The 25,264-nt window shown below is 62.0% G+C and carries 21 protein-coding genes; 12 read left to right on the plus strand and 9 right to left on the minus strand.

From position 1 onward, the window contains the following. Positions 1-5: 5 nt before the first annotated feature. From SU48_RS05175 to SU48_RS05190, 4 genes are all read left to right on the plus strand, one after another. The gene (locus SU48_RS05175; protein ID WP_064014323.1) at positions 6-653 is read left to right on the plus strand and encodes a dihydrofolate reductase family protein; all 648 of its coding nucleotides are present in this window, start codon (positions 6-8) and stop codon (positions 651-653) included. Next, complete coding sequence (locus SU48_RS05180) at positions 654-1,856, plus strand: alpha/beta hydrolase family protein (RefSeq protein WP_231881687.1); 1,203 nt, start codon at positions 654-656, stop codon at positions 1,854-1,856. It begins immediately after the preceding gene. Further along, positions 1,853-2,578 (plus strand): suppressor of fused domain protein, encoded by a 726-nt coding sequence (locus SU48_RS05185; RefSeq protein WP_064014324.1) that lies wholly within the window; start codon positions 1,853-1,855, stop codon positions 2,576-2,578. Before SU48_RS05180 ends, SU48_RS05185 begins: the two co-directional genes overlap by 4 nt. Positions 2,579-2,641: 63 nt before the next feature. Beyond that, complete coding sequence (locus SU48_RS05190; RefSeq protein ID WP_064014325.1) at positions 2,642-3,847, plus strand: thiolase family protein; 1,206 nt, start codon at positions 2,642-2,644, stop codon at positions 3,845-3,847. 63 nt (positions 3,848-3,910) lie between these two features. Here SU48_RS05190 and SU48_RS05195 read toward each other — a convergent pair whose 3' ends face one another. Beyond that, positions 3,911-4,834 carry an Ig-like domain-containing protein gene (locus tag SU48_RS05195; protein WP_157451082.1) on the minus strand — a complete coding sequence of 308 codons (924 nt, stop codon included), beginning with the start codon at positions 4,832-4,834 and terminating at the stop codon, positions 3,911-3,913. Positions 4,835-4,930: 96 nt separating this feature from the next. On the opposite strand from SU48_RS05195, the gene SU48_RS05200 reads away from it, so the two are divergent. Further along, complete coding sequence (locus tag SU48_RS05200) at positions 4,931-6,151, plus strand: 23S rRNA (cytosine(2499)-C(5))-methyltransferase (RefSeq protein WP_064014327.1); 1,221 nt, start codon at positions 4,931-4,933, stop codon at positions 6,149-6,151. A 27-nt stretch (positions 6,152-6,178) separates the two neighbouring features. Here the strand turns inward: SU48_RS05200 and SU48_RS05205 are convergent, their stop codons facing one another. After that, positions 6,179-6,718 carry an AAA family ATPase gene (locus SU48_RS05205; RefSeq protein ID WP_064014328.1) on the minus strand — a complete coding sequence of 180 codons (540 nt, stop codon included), beginning with the start codon at positions 6,716-6,718 and terminating at the stop codon, positions 6,179-6,181. A gap of 75 nt (positions 6,719-6,793) precedes the next feature. Here SU48_RS05205 and SU48_RS05210 point away from each other — a divergent pair, with 75 nt between their 5' ends. From SU48_RS05210 to SU48_RS05220, 3 genes are read left to right on the plus strand one after another with little or no spacing between them, the layout of a single operon-like run. Continuing rightward, a complete protein-coding gene (locus SU48_RS05210) occupies positions 6,794-7,231 on the plus strand; it encodes a DMT family transporter (protein WP_064014329.1) in 438 nt (145 codons plus the stop codon). Next, complete coding sequence (locus SU48_RS05215) at positions 7,231-7,689, plus strand: DMT family transporter (RefSeq protein ID WP_064014330.1); 459 nt, start codon at positions 7,231-7,233, stop codon at positions 7,687-7,689. Before SU48_RS05210 ends, SU48_RS05215 begins: the two co-directional genes overlap by 1 nt. Beyond that, on the plus strand, positions 7,686-8,174 hold the full coding sequence (locus SU48_RS05220) for a MarR family winged helix-turn-helix transcriptional regulator (protein ID WP_064014331.1): 489 nt from the start codon (positions 7,686-7,688) through the stop codon (positions 8,172-8,174). Before SU48_RS05215 ends, SU48_RS05220 begins: the two co-directional genes overlap by 4 nt. Positions 8,175-8,203: 29 nt before the next feature. Here the strand turns inward: SU48_RS05220 and SU48_RS05225 are convergent, their stop codons facing one another. Next, the gene (locus tag SU48_RS05225; RefSeq protein ID WP_064014332.1) at positions 8,204-9,925 is read right to left on the minus strand and encodes a PKD domain-containing protein; all 1,722 of its coding nucleotides are present in this window, start codon (positions 9,923-9,925) and stop codon (positions 8,204-8,206) included. A gap of 475 nt (positions 9,926-10,400) precedes the next feature. On the opposite strand from SU48_RS05225, the gene glcF reads away from it, so the two are divergent. Continuing rightward, positions 10,401-11,678, plus strand: a complete 1,278-nt coding sequence (gene glcF / locus SU48_RS05230; RefSeq protein ID WP_064014333.1) for a glycolate oxidase subunit GlcF — start codon at positions 10,401-10,403, stop codon at positions 11,676-11,678. 5 nt (positions 11,679-11,683) lie between these two features. Here glcF and SU48_RS05235 read toward each other — a convergent pair whose 3' ends face one another. After that, complete coding sequence (locus tag SU48_RS05235; protein WP_064014334.1) at positions 11,684-12,016, minus strand: hypothetical protein; 333 nt, start codon at positions 12,014-12,016, stop codon at positions 11,684-11,686. Between the two features lie 149 nt (positions 12,017-12,165). Between SU48_RS05235 and SU48_RS05240 the strand changes: the two genes are divergently transcribed. From SU48_RS05240 to cpdB, 3 genes are all read left to right on the plus strand, one after another. Continuing rightward, the gene (locus SU48_RS05240; RefSeq protein WP_157451083.1) at positions 12,166-13,566 is read left to right on the plus strand and encodes an FAD-binding oxidoreductase; all 1,401 of its coding nucleotides are present in this window, start codon (positions 12,166-12,168) and stop codon (positions 13,564-13,566) included. A gap of 78 nt (positions 13,567-13,644) precedes the next feature. Continuing rightward, positions 13,645-14,319, plus strand: a complete 675-nt coding sequence (locus SU48_RS05245; protein ID WP_064014336.1) for an FAD-binding oxidoreductase — start codon at positions 13,645-13,647, stop codon at positions 14,317-14,319. Positions 14,320-14,393: 74 nt separating this feature from the next. Then, the gene (gene cpdB, locus SU48_RS05250; protein WP_064014337.1) at positions 14,394-16,337 is read left to right on the plus strand and encodes a 2',3'-cyclic-nucleotide 2'-phosphodiesterase; all 1,944 of its coding nucleotides are present in this window, start codon (positions 14,394-14,396) and stop codon (positions 16,335-16,337) included. A gap of 175 nt (positions 16,338-16,512) precedes the next feature. On the opposite strand, the gene SU48_RS05255 is transcribed toward cpdB, so the two are convergent. From SU48_RS05255 to SU48_RS05275, 5 genes are read right to left on the minus strand one after another with little or no spacing between them, the layout of a single operon-like run. Further along, positions 16,513-20,910, minus strand: coding sequence for a beta strand repeat-containing protein (locus SU48_RS05255; protein WP_157451084.1), 4,398 nt, complete (start codon positions 20,908-20,910; stop codon positions 16,513-16,515). Beyond that, positions 20,907-21,599 carry a hypothetical protein gene (locus tag SU48_RS05260; protein ID WP_157451085.1) on the minus strand — a complete coding sequence of 231 codons (693 nt, stop codon included), beginning with the start codon at positions 21,597-21,599 and terminating at the stop codon, positions 20,907-20,909. Before SU48_RS05260 ends, SU48_RS05255 begins: the two co-directional genes overlap by 4 nt. After that, the gene (locus SU48_RS05265; protein WP_064014340.1) at positions 21,596-22,291 is read right to left on the minus strand and encodes a redox-sensing transcriptional repressor Rex; all 696 of its coding nucleotides are present in this window, start codon (positions 22,289-22,291) and stop codon (positions 21,596-21,598) included. Before SU48_RS05265 ends, SU48_RS05260 begins: the two co-directional genes overlap by 4 nt. Before the next feature lie 4 nt (positions 22,292-22,295). Next, positions 22,296-23,573 (minus strand): SPOR domain-containing protein, encoded by a 1,278-nt coding sequence (locus SU48_RS05270; RefSeq protein ID WP_064014341.1) that lies wholly within the window; start codon positions 23,571-23,573, stop codon positions 22,296-22,298. Then, positions 23,570-25,195, minus strand: a complete 1,626-nt coding sequence (locus SU48_RS05275; RefSeq protein ID WP_231881688.1) for a tetratricopeptide repeat protein — start codon at positions 25,193-25,195, stop codon at positions 23,570-23,572. The genes SU48_RS05270 and SU48_RS05275 overlap by 4 nt, the downstream gene beginning before the upstream one ends. Positions 25,196-25,264 lie beyond the last annotated feature (69 nt).

A 25,264-nucleotide genomic window follows, 5' to 3' on the forward strand; every position in this document is an offset into this window, starting at 1 on the left:
TGTGAATGCGAACACTGATCGTCAGCAATCTGGTGACTCTGGACGGGTTTTATGAGGGCAAAGGCCGCAGCCTTGACGCCATCTTCGAGTATTTCCATCCCGACTATCAGGGCGATCAGAACTTCGATCACTACACCGCCGAGCGCATGCGGGCCGCCGATACGCTGATTCTGAGTGGCCGCCGCAATTTTCTGGACAACATGCGCTACTGGGAAAGTGTGGCAGGCGATCAGAGCGCCACCGCCGTTCGGCGCGAGATGGCCGAGTTGCAGCGCCGAATGGAGAAAATCGTGGTGTCCGATCAACTGACCCCGCAGGAGTTGGCTCCTTGGGACGGCAACACCCGCATCGTGAAGGTGGCCGACGCCGCTCAAGAAGTGGCTGCCCTGAAAGCGCAGGCTGGCCGTGAAATCTTTATGTTCGCGGGCCGGGTGCTGTGGAATCATCTGCTGACACACGGCCTCGTGGACGAACTGCATCTCACGACTTTTCCGGTCATCGCAGGCGAAGGTACGCCGCTGTTCGTGGGGAGACCACCCGTGTCTTTTAAGTTGCTGCACACGCGCACTTGGCAGGGTTCCGGCAATGTGCTGGCCTGCTACGCGGTCAGCAACAGCAAGGGTCAACCCGGCCAAGGTCAAGAGGGAGTTTGAGTGGCTGACACAGGCAAAAAGACCAACAGAATCAAGCGTTTTGGCCTGCCTTCGGTGGGACAGATTCGCAAGCGGCGCGTGCTGGCGTGGGGGGCGGTGGCGTATGCCGTCGCCCTCGGCCTCGGCACGTTGGCGGGCGCGGAAATCACCTTGCGCTCCAAGACGCGGCGCGTGAAGGGCGTGTTCGTTCCGGTGGGGCGGCGGGGCAACGACATTTGGCTGCCTGCCCTGCCCGAAACCCTGTCGCGCGGTGTGATCGGCATTGTGCCGCTGAAGCCCAACAAGGGCCATGCGCTGCTGGGGCCGCCACGCTTGGCCGGAACCTTGGTGCGGCGCGGCGTGCAGGACGAACGCGGCGTGTTGCCACATGGAGCGCTGGCATGGGCCTCCACGTTCGTCTACAACGGCACGCCTGCCCAATTGGGCGTGGAGTACACCGATACCACCGTGTCTACGCCAGTGGGGGAGATGCCCGCGTGGCACATCCCGCCAAGTTCCGGTGAGCCTGACACCCTCATCATCGTCATTCACGGGCATGGCGGGCAGCGTTCCCAAGCGCTGCGAATGCTTCCGGCGTTGCAGCGCACGGGGGCGGGTTCTCTGTTCGTCACCTTCCGCAATGCCTTTGGTGCGCCGCGCATTGGCAAGGGCTACCACTCTCTAGGCGACGCCGAGGCCGAAGACGTGCTGGCCGCGTTGGACTGGGCCAAGGCCAATGGCTACCGCCGCGCCGTGCTGTACGGCTTTTCTATGGGCGGCAACGTGGCCTTGAGCGTGCTGCGTGAGAAGTTCCAACCCTTTCCAATTCCCGTGCTGGGCGTCATGCTGGACTGTCCGGCCCTCGATTGGCGCGACGTGATTTTGTGGCAGGGCCGCCGCTTCGGCCTGCCGCCGATCATGGCCCGTCAAACCGCGTTGTTCGTTCAGCGCCTCGTCACCCGCCGCAGTGGGCAAGACTTCGACGCTGTAGACCAGCTTCAGGCCGCGCCCCGCTTTAACGTGCCGATTTTGCTGTTTCACGGCACGCGTGACCGTACCATTCCTATTGCTCAGGCCGATGCGTTGGCCGCCGCCCGCCCCGACATCGTGGAATACCACCGCGTAGAAGGCGGCAAACATATTCGGGTCTGGAACATAGACCCGGAGAAGTACGACGCAGCGGTTGAGGGTTTTGTGGCGCGGGTGCTGGGGGGTGGGGGATGACTGATAACAAGACGAAAGGCGGTCAGGACATCATTCGGAGTACACCTGAGGAGCGCGGTTGGGTTATCCCTGAGCAGGATTCTGAAATTAGGGAAGCTGTGGAGGCCCATGTAGAACGCTTTCTCGGCCCTAGTTCCAGTGTTTGGCACGAAATTGTGTCTGACTTGGTACATATTGACGTGTATAAGTTTGAGCCGACGCCTGAGCGCCCATTCTTAACATTGGTCACTTCCGGCATGTCTGATCTGCCTATGACCGTGCCTGAAGGCATGGAAGGAGCAGCACGGGCAGAGCTTTTGATCTGCTTACCGCCAGAGTGGCCTTTAGGACAGCTTGGCGACAGCACAACTCAAGGTGAATTGGCTGACTTCAATAATTACTGGCCTATTCAGACTCTAAAATTCTTAGCCCGATTGCCACACCAGAACCGCACTTGGCTGGGCTGGGGTCATAGCATTCCTCTGGGTGATTCTGAAAATCCCATAGCCAACACAGACTTTATCGGTTGTGTCATTGGCCCTGCAATTACGATGCCCGATGAGTTTGTAGGCTTAGAAATAGGCGATAAAGTTGTTTGGTTCTATGCAATTTATCCTGTCTTCCCTGAAGAGATGCAATTCAAAATAGATACGCCTAATGGGGGAGATGCGCTTTTTGAACTTTTTGAGCAGGCGGGCGTAAGTGAACTCGTTGATGTCAACCGCAAAAACGTTTGTCTATAAATCCCATTGTTTACAGTTCAGAGTGGGCTGTCTAAAGAATCACCGTTATCAAGGAGAACTATCATGACTTTACGTGACGCAGTTATCGTTTCAGCCGTTCGTACCCCAGTAGGCCGGGGCGTCAAAGGCACGCTCGCCAACACTCGCCCTGATGATCTGGCCGCCCTCGTGCTGAATGAAGCCGTGCGGCGGGCAGGCGTAGACGTGTCCCTCGTGGAAGACGTGTATTTTGGCTGCGCCATTCCCGAAGCCGAACAGGGCCTGAATGTGGCGCGAATGGCCGCGCTGCGGGCCGGAATGCCCGATACGGTGGGCGGCGTGACCGTCAACCGCTTTTGCTCCAGCGGGCTGCAAACCATCGCTATGGCGGCGGCGGCCATTCAATCCGGGCAGGCCGACGTGATGCTGGCGGGCGGCGTGGAAAGCATGAGCATGGTGCCCATGAGCGGCCACAACCCTAGCCCGAACCCCGAACTGGTAGACGTGCGTCCCGGCGCGTACATCGGCATGGGCCTGACCGCCGAAAACGTGGCCGCCAAATACGGCGTGTCGCGTGAGGATCAGGACGCCTTTGCCTACCGCAGCCACCAGCGGGCCGCCGCCGCGCAGGATGCGGGTAAATTCGACGCCGAAATCATTGCCGTGCCTGTGCGCGTAGACAAGGTGAAGGGCACCAAAATCACGTCTACCACCGTCAACTTCGACAAAGACGAACTGATTCGCCGCGACGCCAACATTGCCGATATGGCGAAAGTGCGCCCCGCCTTCAAAATGGGCGGAAGCGTCAGCGCGGCTAACTCCAGCCCCTTTAGCGATGGAGCCGCCGCCGTGCTGATCATGAGCGGCGAGAAGGCGCAGGAACTCGGCATCAAGCCTCTGGCAAAGTTCCTCGGCTTCGCGGTGGCGGGCGTGGAACCCGAACTGATGGGCATCGGCCCCGTGAAAGCCGTGCCCAAAGTGCTGGCCCAAACTGGCCTGACACTGGCCGACATTGACCTGATCGAACTGAACGAGGCGTTCGCGGCCCAAAGCTTGGCGGTGGCCCGCGAACTGGGGCTGAATCAGGAGATCATGAACGTGAACGGCGGCGCGATTGCGCTGGGGCATCCGCTGGGCTGCTCCGGGGCCAAGCTCGCCACGAGCGCCATCTACGAGTTGCAGCGGCGCGGCGGCGGCAAAGCCCTGATTACCATGTGCATCGGCGGCGGCATGGGCGCGGCGGGAATTATCGAAGTGTATCCGGCAGACGTGGCGTTAGCGGCTGACTGAGGAGTAGGAATGGGAGAGGGGCCACCGGGTAAGTTTGGTGGCCCCTCATCTATGACTTGATCCTCAGCGGTTGTTCAGCAGATGGAGTGCCGCACTCTTAAGCGGGCTGAAGCTTTGGCTGGCGGGGGCGAGGTTGGGTGTTGTGGCGCGGTTGTTGGCAAACTGCCGTTTCACAGCGTCAGCGGCCAAGTTCCGGGCGGCACTTTCGGCCTGAATTTTTGCGCTCTGGCTGGTGGGCACCTCGGCAGAGACTTGAACAAGGACGACCCTAACAGCCTGACTGGGTTCCTGAGTCGTGCGGTTGAAGACAGTCCCTTCTCCAAAAAAGGTAGCTGAACCTTGAAAGTTTTCCAATTGTCCATCGGTGTCTCTGGCAATCAAATAGATGCGGCTATCGGTTGTGCTGAGGTCATAGGTAAAGCCTGTTTCTAGCGTTCCCGCCGCTGCAATTGGCCCAAGTAAGGTAAAACCCGTTTGCGTCTGACTGTCATTGGTATAAACGCCAAAAGCAACCGTGCGGCCAGCTTCAGCGACTTGTTCGGAGAGGATGAACACGCCGTTGGCTATAACCGTGCCTGAAGTGTTGGCAACGGCCCAGCCCCACACACCCTGATAGAGCGTTGGTGTGCGGGCCACGTTGATGAGAACCTGAGCGCCCCCCTGACCCTGATTGCCAGCGGCGTCGTAGGCTTTGGCCGTCACGTTCAGGGTGCCGTTATTGGCGCTGGACACAGTAAAGCCTGCGGTATAAGGGGCAGTCGTATCAGTCTCAAACGGCGTTGCTTCCGTACCCCTGTAAAATTCCACCTTCGTTACGCCGACATTGTCGCTGGTGTTGGCCGTGAGGTTCACGGTTGTGCCGTTTTGAGCAGCACTCAAACTGACGCTAGGCGCTGTGGTATCGGCGGCTGGGGGAGTTGTGCCACCGCCTCCACATGCGGCCAGCAGGAGGGCAGTACTGATCAGCGGAAGAGTTAGGCGTCTCACATTCAAAACTGTAGGGTCGAACTTTACGGCGTGTTGCCTCATTTGCCCATCCACTGCTCTTTCCCCCATCTTCTGCCCTTGCGCTAACCTTTAACGATGTCTACTCCCTCAACTCCCCCCACCCCGCCGCGCCTGCGCCTCCGCATTACGGCGGCGGCAGAAGGTTACGTGCGGGCGGGCCATCCGTGGGTGTACGAATCCAGCGTGCGCGAGCAAAACCGCGACGCCGAGGCCGGAGAACTGGCCGTGATCTATGACCGCCGTGACCGCTTCCTCGCCATCGGCCTGTTCGATCCACAGTCGCCGTTGCGGGTGCGCGTGCTGCACGCCGGTTCTCCTGCTACCCTCAACGACGCTTGGTGGGCCGCCCATTTAGACAAATCGCTTGACCTCCGCACGCCGCTGTTTGGTGAGGATACCGACGGCTACCGCCTGATCAACGGCGAATCGGACGGCTGGCCGGGGCTGGTGCTCGACCGCTACGGCTCGGTGCTGGTGGTCAAGCTGTACACGGCGGCTTGGTTTCCTCACCTAGAGCGCGTGCTGGGACTGCTGGCCGCACGGTTCCCCGATTTTGCCGTGGTACTGCGCCTCAGCCGCAATATTCAAGAGCGGGCGCGGGCGGCGGGGCTGGCCGATGGACAGGTCGTGCAGGGGAACTTACCCCAAGCCAGCGTCGTCTTTTCGGAAACGGGCATCTTGTTCGAGGCTGATGTGGTGCGCGGCCAGAAAACCGGGTTTTTCCTCGATCAGCGCGAGAACCGCCGCCGGGTAGAATCGCTGGCGCGGGGGCGGCGGGTGCTGAATGCCTTCTCGTTTTCGGGCGGCTTCAGCCTGTACGCGGCGCGGGGCGGGGCCACCGATGTGTTCAGTGTGGATCTCAGCGCCCACGCCCTCGCCAGTGCCAAAAGCAACTTTGCCATGAATGCAGGCAATCCCCGGATAGCCGCCGCCACGCACGAAACCATTCAGGCCGACGTGTTCGAGTGGCTGGCCGAAACCGACCTGACCTTCGATCTGATTATTCTTGACCCGCCCAGCCTTGCCCGCCGCGAAACCGAGCGGGAAGGCGCTATCCGCGCCTACGGCAAACTGGCCGCCGACGCCATTCGCCTCCTTTCGCCGGGCGGCATTCTGGTCAGTGCGTCGTGCAGTGCCCACGTCAGCGCCGACGAATTTTGGGACGCCGTGCGCCGCGCCGCCGATGAAAGTGGCCGGGGCTGGCGCGAGCAGCGCACCACCCGCCACGCCCCTGACCACCACGCCTCCTTCACCGAAGCCGAGTATTTGAAAGCGATTTATTTGGAAGTGAACTGAGAAAACCCATTGGCTTTCGGCACACTTTCAAGGCAGAACGGGTTGGCTGCTCAACAGGCCCGCTTCCAGCAAAATGCATTGAGCCACGTCGTTTAAAGAGAGTGACGCATCAAAGGTTCGCTCGTGCGAGACATTCAGGGTATCGCCGGTGCGAAACCAAGGCCGCATATCGCCAATGCTAAATTCAGTCGCTTGTGGGCGGGTCGCGTGCCGCCGAGCCGTTTCCTCAAAATCGAGGTCAAAGTAGTAGAAGTTTGTTTGTCCAGCATGGTCGTGCTGTAGGCCATGTAGCATCTCGCTGTAATGATCGGCATAGAGAATGCCTTCCAGCACGACATGGAAGCCGTGATCAAGTGCGTACCGAACCGTCTGATCGATCAGGCCGATGTTGGGCGCGTCCGGTAGATCGTGTTCCCTGAGCAGAATTCGGCGCAAGTAATCCTGTTCTACCCACGCCAGCCCGTAGCCGTAGGCCTGACGCAGTGTACGGGCCACGCTGCTTTTGCCCGAGCCGGAGTTGCCCCGCAAAACGATCAGGCGCGTGTCGGGCGAACCAAAAGGCGTCACCCGAGAACTCTACCAAGCCTAGAAACGTTTCTTAAACTCTTTCACCAGTTTAATTTTAACTGGTACACTACCTCCATGAATCCACGCCTGCTGTTCGCGGTGGCGGTGGGGCTGCTCTTGCCCGTGCAGTTCGCGCTCAACAGTTCGCTTACGCCCTACACGCATTCTCCAGTCGCTACCGCTGCCGTGTCTTACAGCGTCGGCGCGTTGTTCCTCACGCTGGGGCTGCTCATCGCGGGGCGGGGCCGCCTCTCGTTTGCCCCCCTGCGCGGCGCTCCGGTCTGGAGCTTTCTGGGCGGCTTGGTGGGCAGCGCCTACGTGGTGTCCAGCGTGGTGCTGACCCGTTCGTTGGGTGCGGCGTTGGCGGTGTCGTTGGTCATCGCCGCGCAAGTCATCGCCAGCCTCGCCTTCGATCATTTTGGCGTGCTGGGGCTGCCCAAGCGCCCGTTCAACAGGCAGCGGGCCACCGTCCTCGTGCTCGTGCTGGCCGGACTTGGCCTTCAGGTGCTCTGATGTTGATTCCCTTAGTCGGTGCCGTCGCTGCGGGCCTCGGCCTGTCGCTGGGGCTGGTGCTGAACGTGCGGTTGGCGGCCCACAGCGGTCAACCCGTCCTCGCCAGCCTGATCAATTTTTTGGTGGGCATGACTGTCACGCTGATTCTGGCGCTGCTGGGTGTGTTGGGGCAGGCCAGTTTTCCCGCCGGGGCCGAAGCTTGGATGTGGCTGGGCGGCGCAGTCGGGGCCGGATACGTGGTGCTGACCTTGTTTACGGCGCGGCTGCTGGGGGTGGCGGCCAGTACCGCAGGCGTCACCTTGGGCCAGATTTTGGGGGCGCGAATCATAGACGCTTTCGGGCTGCTGGGCCAACCGGTGCGCCCAGTCAGCGTCACCGCCATTCTGGGGGCGGCCCTGCTGGTGGCAGCAGTCTTGATTTTGGCCCGCGAACGCCAGACGGTGCAGGCTCAACCATGAAAACCCCCGACCTCTTGGCCCGCATAGACCACGATTGGCGGCAAGCTCGGCCCGATCTAGACCCCTCGCCTATGCTGACCATCATCGCCATTCAGCGCACGGGCGTCTTGCTGGGCGAAGAATTGGAAGCCTTTTTTGCGCGGCACAGCCTCACGCCGTCCAGCTTCGATGTGCTGGCAACGCTGCGCCGTTCTGCACCCCCGGAAGGTCTGCCGCTGTCTCAATTGGGCACCCTGATGGCGATTACGCCGCCCGCCGTGACCAAGCGAATAGACTCGCTGGAAGGGCGTGGGCTGGTCAGCCGTCAGGCGCATCCCACAGACCGCCGCGCCTTTTTGGTGGCCCTTACTGCCGAAGGGCTGGCTCTGGTCGATCAAGTCTTGCCGCTGCACCTCACCAACGAACGCCGCCTCTTGGCAGGCCTGACCGAGCCGGAGCGCCAGCAGTTGCGGGATTTGTTGGGCAAGTTGGATTTGCCGCTGTAGGGCGGTGTTGAGCTTTTAGGGCTGAATGTTTAGGGCAGAGTCACTGTTGCGGTGGCGCTACTGCTGCCAGCAGTGCCTGTCACCGTAAAGACCTGACCAGAGACGTTAGGGAAGGCAATTTGGACGAGGGCGGCGCTCAGTTGCTCGATGCAGGGAAGCGTGGTATATCCGCCGCCAGACATAGGGGAGCAAGTGGTCATAGCCTGTGATGCACCCGCATTCAGAGCAGCGGTGAACGTGGGTGTCAAGCCGCTTGTTCCCGTAAACCCAAGCGCCACTTGCCTGAAAAATCCGTAAGAAGGCCCGTAGGTGGTGGTGGTAAAGCTGAAGGGGGCTGTGGGCGTCAGTGCAGTTGTCAGCGGAATAATCAGGGGGTTGCTCAGCGAGGTCTGTTGTCCGGTGGAGGTGCCCGCCGAGCCGACGAAGCCGCCTGCCACGCCAGTCACGCTCACCGCCATTCCTGCCGGAAGGTTGTAGATGAGATCGCCGTTTGGACTGACAGAACCGCTGGTGGTGGCAATGGGTGTCGTGCTATTGGGCTGGGTCACGTAAGCATTCACCGCGCAGCTTTGTCCGGCGGGCAGCGGCACAGTGGGATTGCCGCTGCCGTCGAGGTACATGCACTTTACGGCCAGAGAAGTGCTGGCCGAACCACTGATCAACAAATCCCAGTTCCAACTGGTGAAATGGGTGACGGTCATCGTCAGGGCTTTGCCTGTGGGGGCCGTGCTGCTGGCGACCACTTGGCCTTGGCCTTCTTCAATCCACACGCCGCTGTTTTCATTGAACCACCACGTCGGGATAGAATCGCCAACAGCAATTGCTGAGCCGTTCAAATGGTTGTCGATGGCGAGATTCATCTTGAGTTGAGCAGTTTTGCCCGGAGCCAAGTGCAGTGTTTGGTTGTTCTTGGTCAAGACGACATCCAGCATGCCGTAGGTCATCAGGCGAGATTCTGCGCCTGCCGCCGAGATGGCTCTGCCTTCCCCAAGGAACGCGGCATCGGCTCCAGCAATGGGTGTCATCTGTACCTGAACGTTGCCTGTGACCGCGTTGCCACTGCTGTCCACCAACGCATTGGGCGGCATCACGATGCTGGTGCCATTGGGGGCAGTCAAAGTACCGCCCGCTGAGGCGTCCAGCGTTGCCGTCGTGCCCACCGGGCGCAAGCTGATGCGGAGGCTGGACAGGGTGGTTCCAGTCACCAGACTCTGCTGGGTCACCTGACTGATAAATCCAGCTTTGCTGACCCTGAGTAGGGCAGTGGTGCCAACTGGAATGCCAGCCAGCGGAGCGACGCCTTGTGCATTGGTGGTGGCACTCTGGCCCGCAAACTGGACACTGGCTCCGCTGAGGGCCGCCCCGTTCAGGTCGATCACCTTGAGGGTCAAGGCCGCTTGACCGGTGGCGGGTGCCGAATTCACCACGATGGTATTGCTGACCGTGTGGCTTGACCCCAGTGGATCAGTGACCGTCAATTTCACGGGGTGAGTCCCCCCGGCGAAGCTGGTCTGCACTTTCTGACCCTGTGCCGTTTGCCCATTGCCTAAATCCCAGAGGTACGTAAGCGCCCCCTGTTCTGGATCGGTGGAGGTGCTGGCATCCAGTAGGGTGGGCTTGAAGGCGGCCTGACCCGTGCTGATAAACGCGGCGACAGGGGCCTGATTTGTTGATGGAGGCACCGGATTGTTGCACGAAGCGAGCGTGAGTGCGGCGGTCAGGACACTGACGGTAGCAAAAACGTTTCTCATGACCGTTCTCCCTTGAGGTTCATTCGCTTGGTGAGGTCTTGAGGCGACGGGCAACCGGCCTTTCATCCGGGCGCTCACTTCTTCGGCTCTTGGGGTGTCTCCCCTCCTCGGCAGCGTTCGTGTTGGCTGGGTTGGCGTTGGCTTGCTTGGTGTTGGTTCTCACAATGCACTTTTCCCTCTCCCTGCACAACCCCTGAACGGCCCCATAAACACAGCGGAAGCTACGGCAACGGGGGATGGAGAGGGGCTGTCGTCGGGCCACCTGCCCATTCCTCTACATGTCTTCCAATTGTCCCGCGCCCACACGCCTATCTTGTGGGCATGAGGGCAAGGCACCCGTGAGACAGATTCCGTTCAATTCCCATGCACTCGGACAAGCGCCGAATGCCTGTTCATCTTCCGGAATCTGTCTTCTGTCCTGTTCGCTTGGCTCAGAGTTCAGGGTTTTTGCCAACCATCTTCAATCGGCCTTGCTATGAACAACGACATTCGCACCCACCACCCGGACGGGCAGGGCGAGGTGATGGCGCACGCCGTAGACGCCTGCGTGCATTGCGGTTTTTGCCTGCCTGCCTGCCCCACCTATGCCTTGCTTGGCGATGAAATGGACAGCCCACGCGGGCGCATCGTGCTGATGAAGGAAGTGCTGGAAGGGGCGCTTCCGCTGTACGACGCCGCGCCGCACCTAGACCGCTGCCTCGGCTGTCAGGCCTGCGTGACGGCTTGCCCCAGTGGTGTGCCCTACGGCGAACTCATCACCAGTTTTCGCGGCTGGAGCGAACCGCAGCGCCAGCGCAGCCCGCTAGACCGGGCCAAGCGTGCGGCTATTCTCAAGATTTTGCCTGCGCCCAAAGTGTTCAGTTTGGCGGCACGGGTGGGCCAGTTTGCCAAACCCCTCGCGCCGCTGCTGCCCACGGCGCTGCGTTCTCCGCTGGATTTGCTGCCCGAACGGGTGCCCGCCATGCAACCCAGCGCCGCGTTTACCCCTGTACGCGGCCAACGCCGGGGCCGGGTGGCCTTCCTCGTGGGGTGCGCCCAGCAAGCTCTCGCGCCCAATTTCAATGCGGCGACCCTGCGAGTCTTGGCCCGCAACGGCATAGAAGTGGTCATCCCCGACGGTCAGGGCTGTTGCGGCGCGGCGGCCCTGCACACGGGCGCACGCGGCGAGGCGCTGAAACTGGTGCGGGCCAATCTCGCGGCCTTCAATCCCGACGACTTCGATGCCATTCTGTCCAACGCGGCAGGCTGTGGCGCGGGCCTGAAAGAATATCCGGCTATTTTGCACGGCCTCCCCGACGAGGCGCAGGCGCGGGCTTTTGCCGCCAAAGTACAGGACATCAGCGAATTCTTGGGCGCACTTTTGGAGGAGGGCGAACTGGAACCGCCCATGCCCACCTCGCGCCCGCTGACGGTGGCCTACCACGACGCCTGCCATCTGGCCCACGCGCAGGGTGTCCGGTCTGCGCCGCGTGCCCTGCTGCGGGCCATTCCCGGCGTGACCGTGCTAGAAGTGCCCGAAGGCGACTTGTGCTGCGGCAGCGCCGGAACCTACAACCTAGAGCAGCCCGAACTTGCCACCCAACTCGGGGTTCGCAAGGCCAAAAACATCCTGTCTACTGCCCCCGATCTGATCGCCAGCGGCAACATCGGCTGCCACACCCAGATTCAGAGCCACGCCCGCAGGCAAGGCAGCCCGGTTCCGGTCATGCACACCATAGAAGTGCTGGATTTGGCGTACCGGGGGGAGTTGTGAGGGCTTTAGACCCACTTCTTGGTGCGAGGATATACGGCCAATACGCCGTAAATCACAGCAAACAGCGTCCAGAGGATGAAAAAGAACAACAGCAAGAGAGGATTGAAGGCGTCGCCGCTCAGCAACATTCTGCCGAACAAGAGGGACATCGGTGGAAGGCTCATGCCCGTTCCCAGCAGCACCGCGCGTCCCCCAAAGGGCCAGTTCGGACGCTCCAACTTCTGCATATTCTGTCCCAACGAGCTGACGAATCCAACCAGCACCGCGTAACCGTAGAACCAGAGGGGCAGCAGGGCGAAGTCCCAGCCCACTTCCCACAGGCCGAAAACAACGGTCATGACGCACATGATGCTAAAGATCATGGAGGGCGGGGACTTTTGACGAAGAGAGGATGTGGAATTGGTCAGAGGGGTCATTTATCAAGTCAGTTATACGTGGCTCCGGGTCAGTGGGTTGCTGACCTTGTTCAGATGTCTGGAGGCCAAGCATGACAACCCGCACCATGTCCAAAGTGCCCACTGCGCCACTTGTTTCCCCCCTCGCCGCCACCCTAACCCGCCTGCTCGGCCCGCGCAAAGTCCTGTCCAGCCTCTCCGAGCGCCTGAATTACCGTTACGACGCTATCGCTTTTGGTGAAACGCCGCTGTGTGTGGTCTTGCCCGAAAGTACCGCCGATGTCGTGGTGGCGGTCAAGGCGGCGCGGGCGGCGGGCGTGCCCATTGTCGGACGCGGCGCGGCGTCTGGTCTAAGTGGTGGAGCCGCACCGACAGAACCCGGTTTGGTCATCTCGTTTACCCGCATGACCCGGCTGAGCATCAATGCGGTGAAACGGGAAGCCACAGCCCAAGCAGGGGTCATCACGTTGGCCGTCACGGAAGCGGCCAAACCGTTTGGCTTGATCTATCCCCCTGATCCAGCCAGCTTCCGTACCTCTACCATTGGCGGCAACTTGGCTGAGAATGCAGGCGGGCCGCTGTGCTTCAAATACGGCGTGACTGGGGATTATGTGCAGGGGCTGGAATTCGTGGACGCAGACGGCGAGGTGCATGCTCTCACCCGTGACGCCTACGACTTGGCGGGCCTGCTGATCGGCTCGGAAGGCACGCTGGGCCTGATCACCGAAGCCCGCTTGCGTCTGACTTCCCCGCCCAAATTTACCCGTACCCTGATGGCCCATTTTGCCGAAGTAGGCGCGTGTGCCGAAGCCGTGAGTGCCGCCATTGCCGCCGGAGCCGTGCCCAGCAAACTGGAATTCATGGATCGGGCCTGCACCAACGCCATCGAAGATTATTTGCATCTGGGATTGCCCAGAGAAGCCGAGGCGGTGTTGCTGGTCGATACCGATGGCGATGATTTGGAAACGGTGGAAGAAGAACGGGCGCTGGTGGAAGCCGCCTGCCGCAATGCGGGTGGCACAGTGCGCCGCGCCGAGAGTGACGCCGAGGCCGCGCAACTGTGGCAGGCCCGCCGTTCGGTGTCGCCTGCCTTGGGCCGCATTCGCCCGCAGCGCATGAACGAGGACATCGTGGTGCCCAGAAGCGTCTTGTCCGAAGTCGTGCGCGAAATCCGGGCATTGGGCGACGCGTCGGGCCTGCATCTGGTGCAGTTCGGGCACATCGGCGACGGCAATTTGCACCCCAACATCCTGTTCGATCCGCGCACCGAGTCTCTGGAGGCCGTGCATGAACTGGCGCATGAAGTGGCGCGGGTGGCGTTGCGGCACGGCGGAGTCCTCAGCGGCGAACACGGCATCGGCTCCATGAAACTGGCCTTCATGCGTGAGGCGGTGGACGGGGGCACGTTGGCGGCTCTCTGGCGGGTCAAGCACGCGCTCGATCCACACGGGGCGCTGAATCCCGGCAAGGTCTTGCCACAGGAGTTGGCGTGACGAGATTGTCTCAGGGTCAAGGCTCTAAGGGGCTAAGAAAGTCCACCCGTGACAGGTCACTGCGTCCAAAGGCCAACTATGCCCATTCTTGAGCTGTCTCCCAGTGACCAGACGCTGACCGTGACTGGGGATACTGCCTTGCTGGAAGTCTACGCCGCCTTGCCCGCTGGCTTGTATCCACCCTTTCCTCCCGTGGAATTGCCGGGGGGCGTGGGCGGATTGGTCAGTCGTGGGGGATTCGGGCAGAATTTCTTTTTTGCCGCCGAAGTATTGGGCCTGACCTTCATATCCCCCAGCGGCCAACGCATCGTGGCGGGCGGGCGCACGGTCAAGAATGTGCAGGGCTATGACTTGACCCGCCCGTTTGTGGGCAGCTTCGGAGCGCTGGGCACGGCAGAGACAGTGACGCTTCGCCTTCGCCCCGGCCTGAGCATGCGGCACGTTTCGGCCCCCGGCACACTAGACACGCTGCCCGAATCTGCCGCCCGTTTCGTGTGGCAACACGGCCCCACCCTTCACCTCCTGCACTTTGGCCCCGCCCGCACAGTCGATCTCGCTGTGTCGGCTTTGCCGGGTGCGGCTGAAGTGACGGCTCCCACTGACCTGAACACTTTTTTCCCAGACGGCATCGGTTTGGGACTCGGCGGCCCACTCCACGATTTCCGTACCAAGCGCCTCGGCCAAAGCTGGGTCAGTGGGGGAGAGATGCCGTCCGTTCCGGCGCTGTTTGCAAGGCTGGCGGCGAGTTTGTAAGCCGTCCCGGTTGGGTCGCTGTAACTGTCAGCTTGTCTAGCATTCCCCCAAATGGGGGCGGTATGCTGCGGCCCATGCCTAAATTCAGCACCCTCACAGCCCCGCTCCTGCTTGGCGCGGCGTTGGCGACTGCAACTGGTTTTTCGGCGGCAGGCGCACAGACTGTCGACCTGCGTATCATGGAAACCACCGACCTGCACACCAACGCGCTTGGGTACGATTATTACCAAGATAAGCCCACCGGGGAATTCGGCTTCGAGTACACCGCCACCCTGATCCAGAATGCCCGCAACGAAAAGCGCAATACGCTGCTGTACGACAACGGCGACCTGATTCAGGGCAATCCGTTGGGCGATTACGTGGCAAAAATCAAGCCGCTGGCAGCGGGCCAACTTCACCCGATGCACGCCGCCATGCGGGTGCTGCGTTACGACGCGGGCAACCTCGGCAACCACGAATTCAACTACGGCTTGCCCTTTTTGCAGGGCATCCTGAAGGCCGCGCCCATGCCCTACGTGAGCGCTAACGTGTATGCCACCGACGCCGACACCAACCCTGACAACGACCCCAACGCCTTCACGCCTTACGTGATTCAGCGCAAACTGGTCTACGACACGACGGGCCGCCCGTACATCATCAATGTGGGCGTCATCGGTCTGCTGCCGCCGCAGATTATGCAGTGGGACAAGGCCAACCTAGAGGGCAAAGTCACCACCCGCGACATCGTGGAAACGGCGCGTAAATTCGTGCCCCAGATGAAGGCGGCGGGGGCCGATATTATCGTTACCATCGCGCATTCCGGCATTACTGCCGACTACCAACCGGGGCAAGAAAACGTCGCCACCGAACTGACCAAGATTCCGGGCATCGACGTGGTGCTGTCGGGCCACAGCCATCAAGAATTCCCCGGCCCGGTGTACAAAAGCATTCCCGGCGCAGACATCACCAAGGGCACCATCAACGGCAAGCCCGTGGTCATGGCCGGATTCTGGGGCAACGACTTGGGCATCATCGACCTGAAGCTGAATTTTGACCGCAAGGCCCAAAAGTGGACGATTCAGGACGGCGTGGCGAGCATTCGCCCCATCTGGGACAAGACCGCCAAGGCAAGCCTCGTGAAGCCCGACCCGCGCATTGCCGCCGCAGTGAAAGCCGCCCATGAAGGGACGCTGGCCTACGTGCGTGGCAAGGTGGCCGACCTGACCGCGCCGATCACGTCCTACTGGGCACTGACCCAAGACGATTCCAGCGTACAGTTGGTCAGCAACGCGCAAATTGCGTATGTGAAAGCAGCGTTGGCGGGCGGCCAATACGCCAATTTGCCCGTGCTGAGCGCCGCCGCACCCTTCAAGGCAGGCGGACGCAGCGGCCCCAGCTACTACACCGATATTCCCGCCGGAACGTTGGCGATCAAGAATGTGGCCGATCTGTACGTGTACCCCAACACCGTTCAGGCCGTGTTGGTCACGGGTGCACAGGTGCAGGAATGGCTGGAACGCGCCGCCGGGCAGTTCAAGCAAATAGACCCCAGCAAAACCGAACCGCAAGCGTTGGTCAATGAGGCGTTCCCCACCTACAACTTCGACATCATCGACGGCGTGACCTACGAAATTGACGTGAGCCAACCCGCCCGCTACGACACGGCAGGCAAGCTCGCCAACGCCAACGCCCGCCGCATCAAGAACCTGCAATTTGGCGGCAAGGCCATCGACCCCGCCGCGCAATTCGTGGTCGCCACCAACAACTACCGCGCGTCGGGCGGTGGCTCTTTCCCCGGCCTAGACGGCAAAAACATCATCCTTCAGGCCCCTGATGAAACCCGTCAGGCCCTCATCGGCTACTTTACGCAGCAACAAACGGTGAACCCTGCCGCCGACGGCAACTGGAAGCTGACCCCCATCCCCGGCGCGACGCTACTTTACGCCACCAGCCCAAATGCAGCTAAGGCGCTGCCTGCTGGGGCGACTCTGCTCCGTACCCGCGAAGATGGCTTCGCAGAGTACACGATCAAGTTCTGATCTACAGCATTTGTCATCATAATGACCGAGCGAAGCGAGTGAATTTGACCGAGCAGGACGGAGAATGGAGCCACCGAAAGTCTCTTTTTTCGGTGGCTCCATTTGGAGAACTGCTCTAGAGGTCAACAACAACTCCCCGCCTGTGATGGGCGGGGAGCTTTGTTTATTGCCTGATTTACTTGGAGGTCGCGCCTTCCTTGGTCGTCACGTTGACCGTTGCGCCCTCGTAGAACTCCACCACTCCGGTCACCAGATCTTGAACCAAGTAAGACTGGCGAAAAGTCCCGGCTTGGGCAAAGGTCACTTTGTTGCTGATGGTGCTGCTCCTGGGCAACTGGGTATTGATACTCGTTAGAGTAGGAATCTCGGTGCCCAGGCCCAGCCCAATAGAGCTGTATTCCAAGCGCAGGACGCGGGTATCGTTCAACGTCGTTCCAGAGAGCGCCCATGTTGCCGAGGCGGGCGTAAATTTGCTGGAGGAACTCTCTTCGGTGGTGGTCACCAAGTTGCCTAAATTGGCGATACCTGCGGCATTCCGCCTCACTTCTACCCGCATTTCTTTGATGTTGCTGTTGCCTGCCGCATCGGTTGCGGTGGCCCGCATCACGTAATTGCCGTCCGGCACAAACGGTTGAGAGTCGATCAGGACGCCCGTATTGAAGACCCGGTAGAACAACCCAGCCGCGCCAATGGGCAGATTGAAGTTGTAGGCTACAGTATTACAAACCTGTCCAGCCAGAACTTCTGTTGGATTACAGACGAATTGCAACTGAACTTGATTGATACTGTCGCTGTCGCTGACCTGAATGGCGACGGCGCTCTTACGGGTCAGTACGGGCCGTTTCTGCGGATCAATGGGGTTTCCATAGAAGGCGGGCAAAATGATGTTGAGTGCAGGTGAGAGGTCGACCTTACTCAAGTTGCTGACGGTATTGGCTGTAGAAAGCTCGCGGGGTGTGGCTTCGCCGGACAACTGCACATTCGTTTTGGCCCGGATCGTATAGTTCCCATTCACGTATTCAGTCGCGTTAAAGTCCACCGTCGTTCTGGCCTGCCACAGGCCGGGATTGACGGGCTCAACCATAACGTCGCGCGTAGTCACCAATTGCCCACGGGAATCTATGACTTCAATGACGATGCTGTTCGTCACAAAATTGAAAGCGGTGTTGTTTTGCCGAATCTGAACCACGACTTCGCTGGGGCCGGAGACGGAACCGCCCGTAGTCGGGGAGGTGATAGAGATTGTCGGAGCGACCTTGTTGGCGACTTGAACGGTGGTCACGGTACTCTGCCCACGCTGATTGTTGGTGTCTATAGCTATCGCGCGGAGGGTCAAGGCCCCGTCTGGGAACTTGGTGGTATCTATGTTGAAGGTGGCGTTCTCGCGGTTGGCCGTGTAGGTCGTCGTATCTACGATGCCTTTGGAATCCGTGACTTCCAGAATCAGCTGCCGCACCGTGACACCTGCGGACACCCCCGCCGACACGTTGATACTCAAAATGCTGCTGTAAGGCTGCGGCCCCGTGTTGTTCACGATAATAACAGGTGCGGGTGCGCTGGCTTCCTGAGTAGCCCGCAGGGTAAAGGTGCGGCTGACGGTGGAACTGGTGTTTCCAGCGGCGTCGGTGGCCGTAAACTGCACGCTGTAGGTTCCGGGCCTGCTGGGCGTAAACGGCGTGGAGTAGCTGCCGCCCGCCTGTTGCCCCAACACGGTGGTGGTGCCGTCTGGGTTGGTAACCGTCGCACTGATGCTCACCACGCTGCTCAGTCTGTCGGTGGCCGTGCCGCTGATCGTGATAGGCGCGGTACTAAATTCTTGCCCCGCCGTCGGGCTGGTCACGTTCATATCAGGCGGCGTCTGATCCACCGTGATGCTGATGCTGCTCTGGCTGGTGTTCCCCAGCGGGTCGGTGCCAGTCGCCACCAACTGATGGGGGCCTTCGCTGAGCGCGGCGGGCGCGGGGCCACCGTCTACCGTGTATGTGGGGGTCAGCGTACCGAACACGGCGTCGGTGGCAGTGGCCGTTAGGGTGGGTGCGGCGTTGTTGGTCACCAAGCCGTTCAGGGGCGTCGTCCACGCCACCACAGGCGCGGTTTTATCGACAAATACGCTGATCTTGGGCGCATTCACGGTGCCCACATTGTCGGTAAAGCGCACAGCCACGTCATGCAGGCCGTCATTGAGCGTATCGAAGTTGAAATTGAACGTGGGGTTGCCTGCGCTCTGGGTTTCGGTGGCCACAACCGTGTTGTCGACCAGCAGTTCTGCCGACTTGAGGCCGCTGACAGCGTTGGTGGTGGCGCTGGCCCGGACATTCAGGTAGCCGCGCACATAGTCGCGCCCCGACTGATTGACCGTTTTGCCCTGAGGCGCGGCGGCAGGCACAGACACGGTCACGGCCTGCGGCGTAATGACGCTGCCCGATTGCAGTTTCACGCCGCTGACCAAGGTGCTGAGGCTGGTATTGCCCGCTTTGTCGGTCACTTCGGCCCGCAGTTCGTAGGCGGTGCTGTCGGTCTTTTGCGGATACCAAGGCAGGCTGCCGCTGGCCGTCAGGGTGCCCACGAACTCTTCGTTGCCTGTGGCGGGTTTGGCATACACCGCGATAGACGCTACGCCGCTGCCAATGTCCTGTGCCTGCACCGCTACGCTGATGGGCGCGGCAGTAAAGTTTTGGTTGGCGGTGGGGCTGGTGATCTGGACTGTCGGAGAAGTGCTGTCTGCCGTCACGCTGATGGCCACGCTGGTTCGGTTGCCCGCGGCGTCACTGGCAACGGCAGTCAGTTGGCGAGGCCCGTCGGCCAGATTCACCTGTACACCGGCGGTAGCGGCGTCCACGTCCGTTACAGCGTTGCCGTCCACGAGGTAACTGACGGTGCCTTCGTTGCTGGTGGCGTTCAGGGTCACGCGGCCCTTGGTCACGCTGCCTGCCGCCGGGGACTGCCACGTCACCACAGGGGCGGTGTTGTCTACGGTCACTGTGGCGGTTTTTTCGCCGGAGCGCCCCACGTTGTCCGTCACCACGGCCCGCAGGGTGTGTGCGCCGTCGCTGAGTTTGGTGGTGTCGAGGCTGAAGGTGTAGCGGCCATTCACGCCCGCGCTCTGTGCGCCGAGGCTGGTGCTGCCGTCGAGCAGTTCTACTTTGGCAATGCCGCTGCTGGGAGCCGCGTCGGTGGCGTCTACGGTCACGGTTTGCGTGCCGCGCAGGGTTCCGGCGGGCAGGGCTATGGCCGTTACGGTGGGATCGGTGGCGTCGGTGCTGCTGAGCTGTACCCGGACGCCCGTGACCGTGCTGAGGCTGGTGCGGCCTACCTTGTCGGTGGCGGTAGCGGTCAGGGTGTAGGTGCCGTTCATGGGTGCCCAGATCACGTCGCCCGACGCGCCTTGCAAGCTGCCCACGCGGGTCACTGCGCCGCTGGCGTCGGTGGCCGTCACGTCTATTTTTTCCACGCCGCTGCCCGAATCGGTGGCGTTCACTTTCACGGTCACGGGGTTGGCGGTAATGTTCTGGCCTTGCTGCGGGCTGGTGAGCTGCACGCTGGGGTTAGAGCTGTCTACCGTGACGGTTTTAGAGAGCGAATACTGTTTGCCGCCGTCGGTGACTGTGGCGGTCAGCACCTGCTTACTGCCGTCGGCGCAATCGGCCCCCAGCGTCCAGATGTTGCCTACCACCGTACCGCAGGTGGCCGAATAGGTCAGGGTGCCCGTCACGTCCTGTCCGTTGCGGGCGGCGCTGGCCCGCAGATTCACGCTGCCGTTGCCGCTCACGAAATCGGCGGCGGGGGTGAGCCACGTCAGGGTCGGAGGCGTGGTGACCGTTCCGCCGCCCTCTCCGGTGCTGGCAGCCAAGAAGGTCAGGTTGACGGTGCGGCTGATGCCGAAGCCCACGCTGTCTATGGCCTGAATGGTCACGGTGACGGTTCCGGCGGTGCGGGCCGTGCCGTCCGCATTTTTGCTGAGGTCGGCGTTCACCGAACCCGTTCCGGTGGCCCGCACCGTGCCGTTTTCCAGAATCCGTACAGTCACGCTGGCGGGCGTATTGGCCGCGTCGCCCCGCGTATCGCTGGCCCGCACCACGAGGGTCGCGGCGTCGCCCACCGTAAAGGTGGTGGCGCTGGCCGCAGCCGTGCCGTTCAGGGTCACGCTGTTCAGCACGGGCGCGGCGTTGTCTATCAAGAAGGGAACGTTGACGGTGGTGGCGAGTCCTGCATCGTCGGTGGCGACGACTTTGGCCGTGTGCGCGCCGCCCGTCAGTGCGGGAAGGCTGAGGGTCATGCGGCTGGCGGGCGTCAGTTCGGTCTCGGGGCCGCCGTCGATGCTGTACACCACTTTCTTGACGCTGCCTTCCAGATCGGAGGCCGTGACCAAGAGTTGACCGCCGCTGGCGATATAGGTGCCAGCCGTAAGCGCTGTTCCAGCCTCAGTTTTGATACTGACTTCCGGCGCGGTGTTGCTGCCGGGGGCAGGCGCACCTCCGCCGCCGCAGGCCGTGAGGGCGGCAGTGAGCAGCCACAACACGGGGCTACGCTGAGGCGAAAAGCTGCGGGCCAAAACAGAACGTGCTGGATTCATTCTTCAACTCCGGTGTCACTGATACGGAAAACGGGGATAGGCGCTTTGACGACGGGCAGGGTCTGACTGCGGCCCAGATCGTCCACGATGTTGAAAGTGACGTTCATAGAGAGGTTGGCCGGGCACGGGCCGTTGATACAGTCGTCCGTTGCCGTTTCGCCAATTCGCGGCGTCAGGAGTTGAATGGTGCCCGCGTTGTTGGCGGTGGGGAAGGTCTGCTGGCGGGTGTATTCCACCTTATTCACAAACGTGCAGGTGTCGGGGTCGAGGGCAGCATTCACGGTGCCGTCAGCCGCTTTACAGGCGTATCCCTGCCAGAGGCGGTCACCGAAGTTCTGCACGTACTGGCCGCTGGTATCGGCGTAGCGGTTGCCGCTCTCATCGTTGACGGTAATCTGGGCGCTCATGATCTTGCCGCCCACGCTGCCCGCCCGAGTGATAAAGGTGACCTGCGGCTGGTTCATCACAAAGAGGCTTTCAATCCGCTTGAGTTGTCCGCTGGTCTTGTCGAACACGCGCTTGATCGTGACGTCGATGCGTGCGCCGGACACGCTGGCCTGAGAAGAAAACTGCGAACCGGTGACGCTGCCGCAGGAGGCCAGCAGCAGGGGCAGGGCGAAGAGGGCGGAGGCGGCTAAAGATCGGTTGTTCATACGGGCTTTCATGCGGGCGCTCATACCTTGGGTCATTCGGTGTCCTCCGTCAGGGCAGCTTTTAAGGTGGGATTGAGGATGTAAAAGGCGAGACGTTTCATGCCTGCTAAGAAATCGACGTTTTCAATGGTGACGTTGCGCCACTCCTCGCCGGGTTCGCTGACGCCGCCGCGTTCGGTGGTACGCGGCTGAATGACCACCGGAGCAAAATTCAGGATGCCGCGCACGCCCGCGTCTACGAGTGCCTGCGCGGCGTCTTGGGCGCGGTCAGGTGGAACGGCCAAAAAGCCCATGTCTACCGGTGTGGCACTCACGAAATCGCGCAACTGCTCGGTGTGCTGCACGCGCAGATCGCGGATCTGTTGGCCCACGATCTGCGGATTGACGTCAAAGAGGCCCACGTACTGAAAGCGGTAATCGCTAGCCCCCGGATAGTTGGCGATGGCTTGGCCTAGCCGCCCCATGCCCACGATCACCACGCTCCACGTGCGGTTCAGGCCCAGCACGCGCACCAGTTCACGCTTCAGAATCGGCACGGTGTAGCCCATGCCGCGTGTGCCGAAGCGCCCGAAATAGGCGAGGTCTTTGCGAACCTGAAAAGCACTGACTTGGGCGCGTTCGGCAAGGTCGTTGCTGCTGGTACGGCTCACGTCCTGCGTTTCCAGTTGCTCCAAAATGCGCAAGTAGGTCACGAGGCGGCTGATGGCGGCGGTGGGAATATCGGCCATAGCTTCAGCGCACCCGGAACGAATCGAGGCCGCTGCTGCTCAGGCGTTCCTCGGCGCGGGTCAGGGCGTCGCCGCTGAAGGGGCCGACCAACACAGTGACCTTGCGGCCTTCGGGCGCGTTCACGGTGGGCGCGAAGCCCTGTTCACGCAGCGTGCCCACCAAATTCTGTGCGCCTTCTACCCGGTCAAACGCGCCGACTTGCAGGTACACCGGGCCAGTGGGAGCGGGCGCGGCGGCTTGGGGCGTGGGGGTTGCGGGTGCGGGCGTCACGGGTGCCGCCGGGGCGGGTGCGGTACTTTCGGTGGTGCTGGGAGTGGTCGGGGCCGGAGTGCTGCCGCTGACCGTACCTCCCGTCAGGCTGCGGTTGCGGGGCGGATACAGGATGGCGCCGGGGTAGGCCCGCTGCACGTCGGCCAATGCCTGACGCGCGGTGGCTTCATCGGAAAACGGGCCGATTTGGGCCACCACTTCGGAGCCGAGGTCGATGGCATACACGCGGTAGCCGAGGCCGCTGACGCCCGCCGTGCGGCTGTTGGCGGTGGCCTCCGAAGAAAAGGTGCCGAGGCTGATGCGGTAATCGGAGCGCAGAGGCGTGCGCGTTTCGCTGGTGGCGACGGCCCCGCCAGTGCGGGCAGCGGGGGAGACCGGGGCCACAGGATTGGTGGTGGCTGGATCGGTGGTGGCTGCGGGCGTGCCGGGCTGGGCAGCGGGCGCGGCTTCCACAGGCGTAGTTTCTATGGGGGCCGCCACAATCGTAGGAATATCGTCCAGCGACGTGGTGGGCGTGGTGGCACCTGCGTCCGGCGTGGCTGGGGTGACTGGAGTGGTGGTGGGAGCCGTAGCCGTTTCGGGCGTGGCGGTTTCCGGTGCCGCCGGAGTGGTGGCGGGCGTCTGTGGAGCGGGCGTCTGGGCCTGCTCGGTGGCGGGAGGAATCTCCGCCTCAGCTTCTGTGGGCGCTGAAGTGCTCGCGGCTGGATTGCTCGCGGTTGGATTGGCAGGGGCTGGGTCAGTGGCCGCTGGGGCAGGTGCGGGCGTGATGGTGGCCGTGCCGGGTGCAGCGGGAATCTCGGTGCTTTCTGCGGGCGTGGTGGGGGCGGGTGTGGTTGTAGGTGCGGGCGTATTGGCCGTGTTCCCCGAACGTTGCCCGAACAGCAGCACGCCGAAGCCGCCCAGCAGCAGCAGCACCAGCAGACCGATCAGGAGGTCAGGCCAGCGGGGGGCGCTGCGTTTGTTGCTTCCATTGCCGCCGTTCCCGCTGCCGTTCGTTTGCGGCGAGGTCATTTCAGGGCCGCCACAGCGCGGGTGTTGCCCAAGTTGGCCGCCGTTTTCAGGGCCTGCCTCGCCTCACTTTCGCGGCGCTGGGCACGCTGGGTCACGCCCAGCAGATACCAGCTCTCGTCGTTTTTGGGGTTGTCGCTGACCAGTCCGCGCAGCACGGCTTCGGCTTCCGGGTAGCGGGCGCTTGCCAGCAGGGCCGAGGCCAGATTTTGGCGGGCATTCACGGTGGGTTCCAGCTTCACGCTTTCGCCCAGTGCCGTGGCCGCACCCGCGTAGTCCTTCAGGGCGTAGTGGCTGAGGCCCAGCCAGAAATAGGTGTCGGCGTTGGCGGCCCGCAGGGCGCTGGAGCGCAGGGCGGCGCGGGCTTCCGGGTAGTTGCCCTGACGGTAGGCGGCGATACCCTGCACGTACTGGGCGCGGGCCAACGTCGCGGCTTCGGGAAACAGTCTGATGGCGGCCACCGCGTCGGCAAATGCCCCTGCATTCTGGCCCAGCGTCAGGCGCACGGCGGCCAGATCGGTGCGGTAGGCGGCGTTTTTGGGAGCCAGCCTGACGGCGTTCAGGTAGGCGGTGAGTGCGCCGGGGCGGTCATTGCGGGCCACCCGCAGTTCTCCGAGGCGGGCCAAGATAGAGGCAGAACGGCCATCGGTGTCGGCGGCAGCCTGCGCGGCCAACACGGCCCCACGGGTGTCGCCGCCCGCACTCAGCAGGTTGGCCTTGCGGAGCAGCAAGCTGCCGCGGGCCGCTCCGGCAGTCACGCGGGCCGTGGCGGCGTCCAGTTCCCGAATGGCGCGTTCAGACAGGCCCTGAGCCACATAAATGTCGGCGATCAGCAGCACGATGTCCGCCCGCGCAGGTTCGCGCTGCATCAGGGCGTAGGCTCCGGGCAAGGCCTGTGCGCCCTGTCCGGCCAGCGTTTGCGCCTGCACGAGCCGGAACTGCACGGCGGTGTCGTCGGGCGCGAGGGTGGCAATTTCGGTCAGGGTGGTGACCAACGCCGGGTAAGCAGCGGCGCGGGTCTGTTCGGCTGCGAGGGCGTCCAGCACCTGCCGCTGCACCGTCAGGGCTACCCGGCCACGCGCAAGGGTTGCCGCGCTGCCGTACAGCCGCAGGGCATCGTCGTAGCGGCGCTCGCGGGAAGCAATGACGCCAAGGTTGTATGGCCCCTCGAAGCGGTCAGGAGCCAGCAGACTCAGCTGCGTAAACTCGAAGTTCGCGCCCTTGAAATCGCCGAGGGCAAACAGGGCCAAACCGAGGCCGAAATGAGGCTCCGGCTGGGCATAATTCTGGGCGATCAGGGCCTCGAATCCAGCGCGGGCCTGCGGATATTTGCCCTCTTTGAGAAGGCTCTGGCTGGCCGACAGCTGTGTGGTCTGGGCCGGGGTGAAGGGCGTCGGGGCGGGCACGGCGGGTAACGCTACCGCTGCGGCCTGTTGGGCGTTTTGTACCGTCTGGGCGGCGTTTTGTGCCGATTGCAGGGCCGAGCCGAGTCCGCCCGAAGTGCCCTGCTGAAGAGTGTTCTGAATACCGATGCTGGTCGTGGTTTCGATCAGCGTCTGCCCCGCCGCGCTCGAGGTGAGGGCGAGCAGCAACAATGTCAAGGCCGGGCGAGTGGATTGCGTCACTTAAGAGCCTCCTGAGAGTCGGAAACGAATTGAGCCTAATCATCCGGTTCTTTCCAAACCCTTACTTTT

Origin of the sequence: Deinococcus puniceus (assembly GCF_001644565.1) — a bacterium.
Lineage (GTDB): Bacteria > Deinococcota > Deinococci > Deinococcales > Deinococcaceae > Deinococcus > Deinococcus puniceus.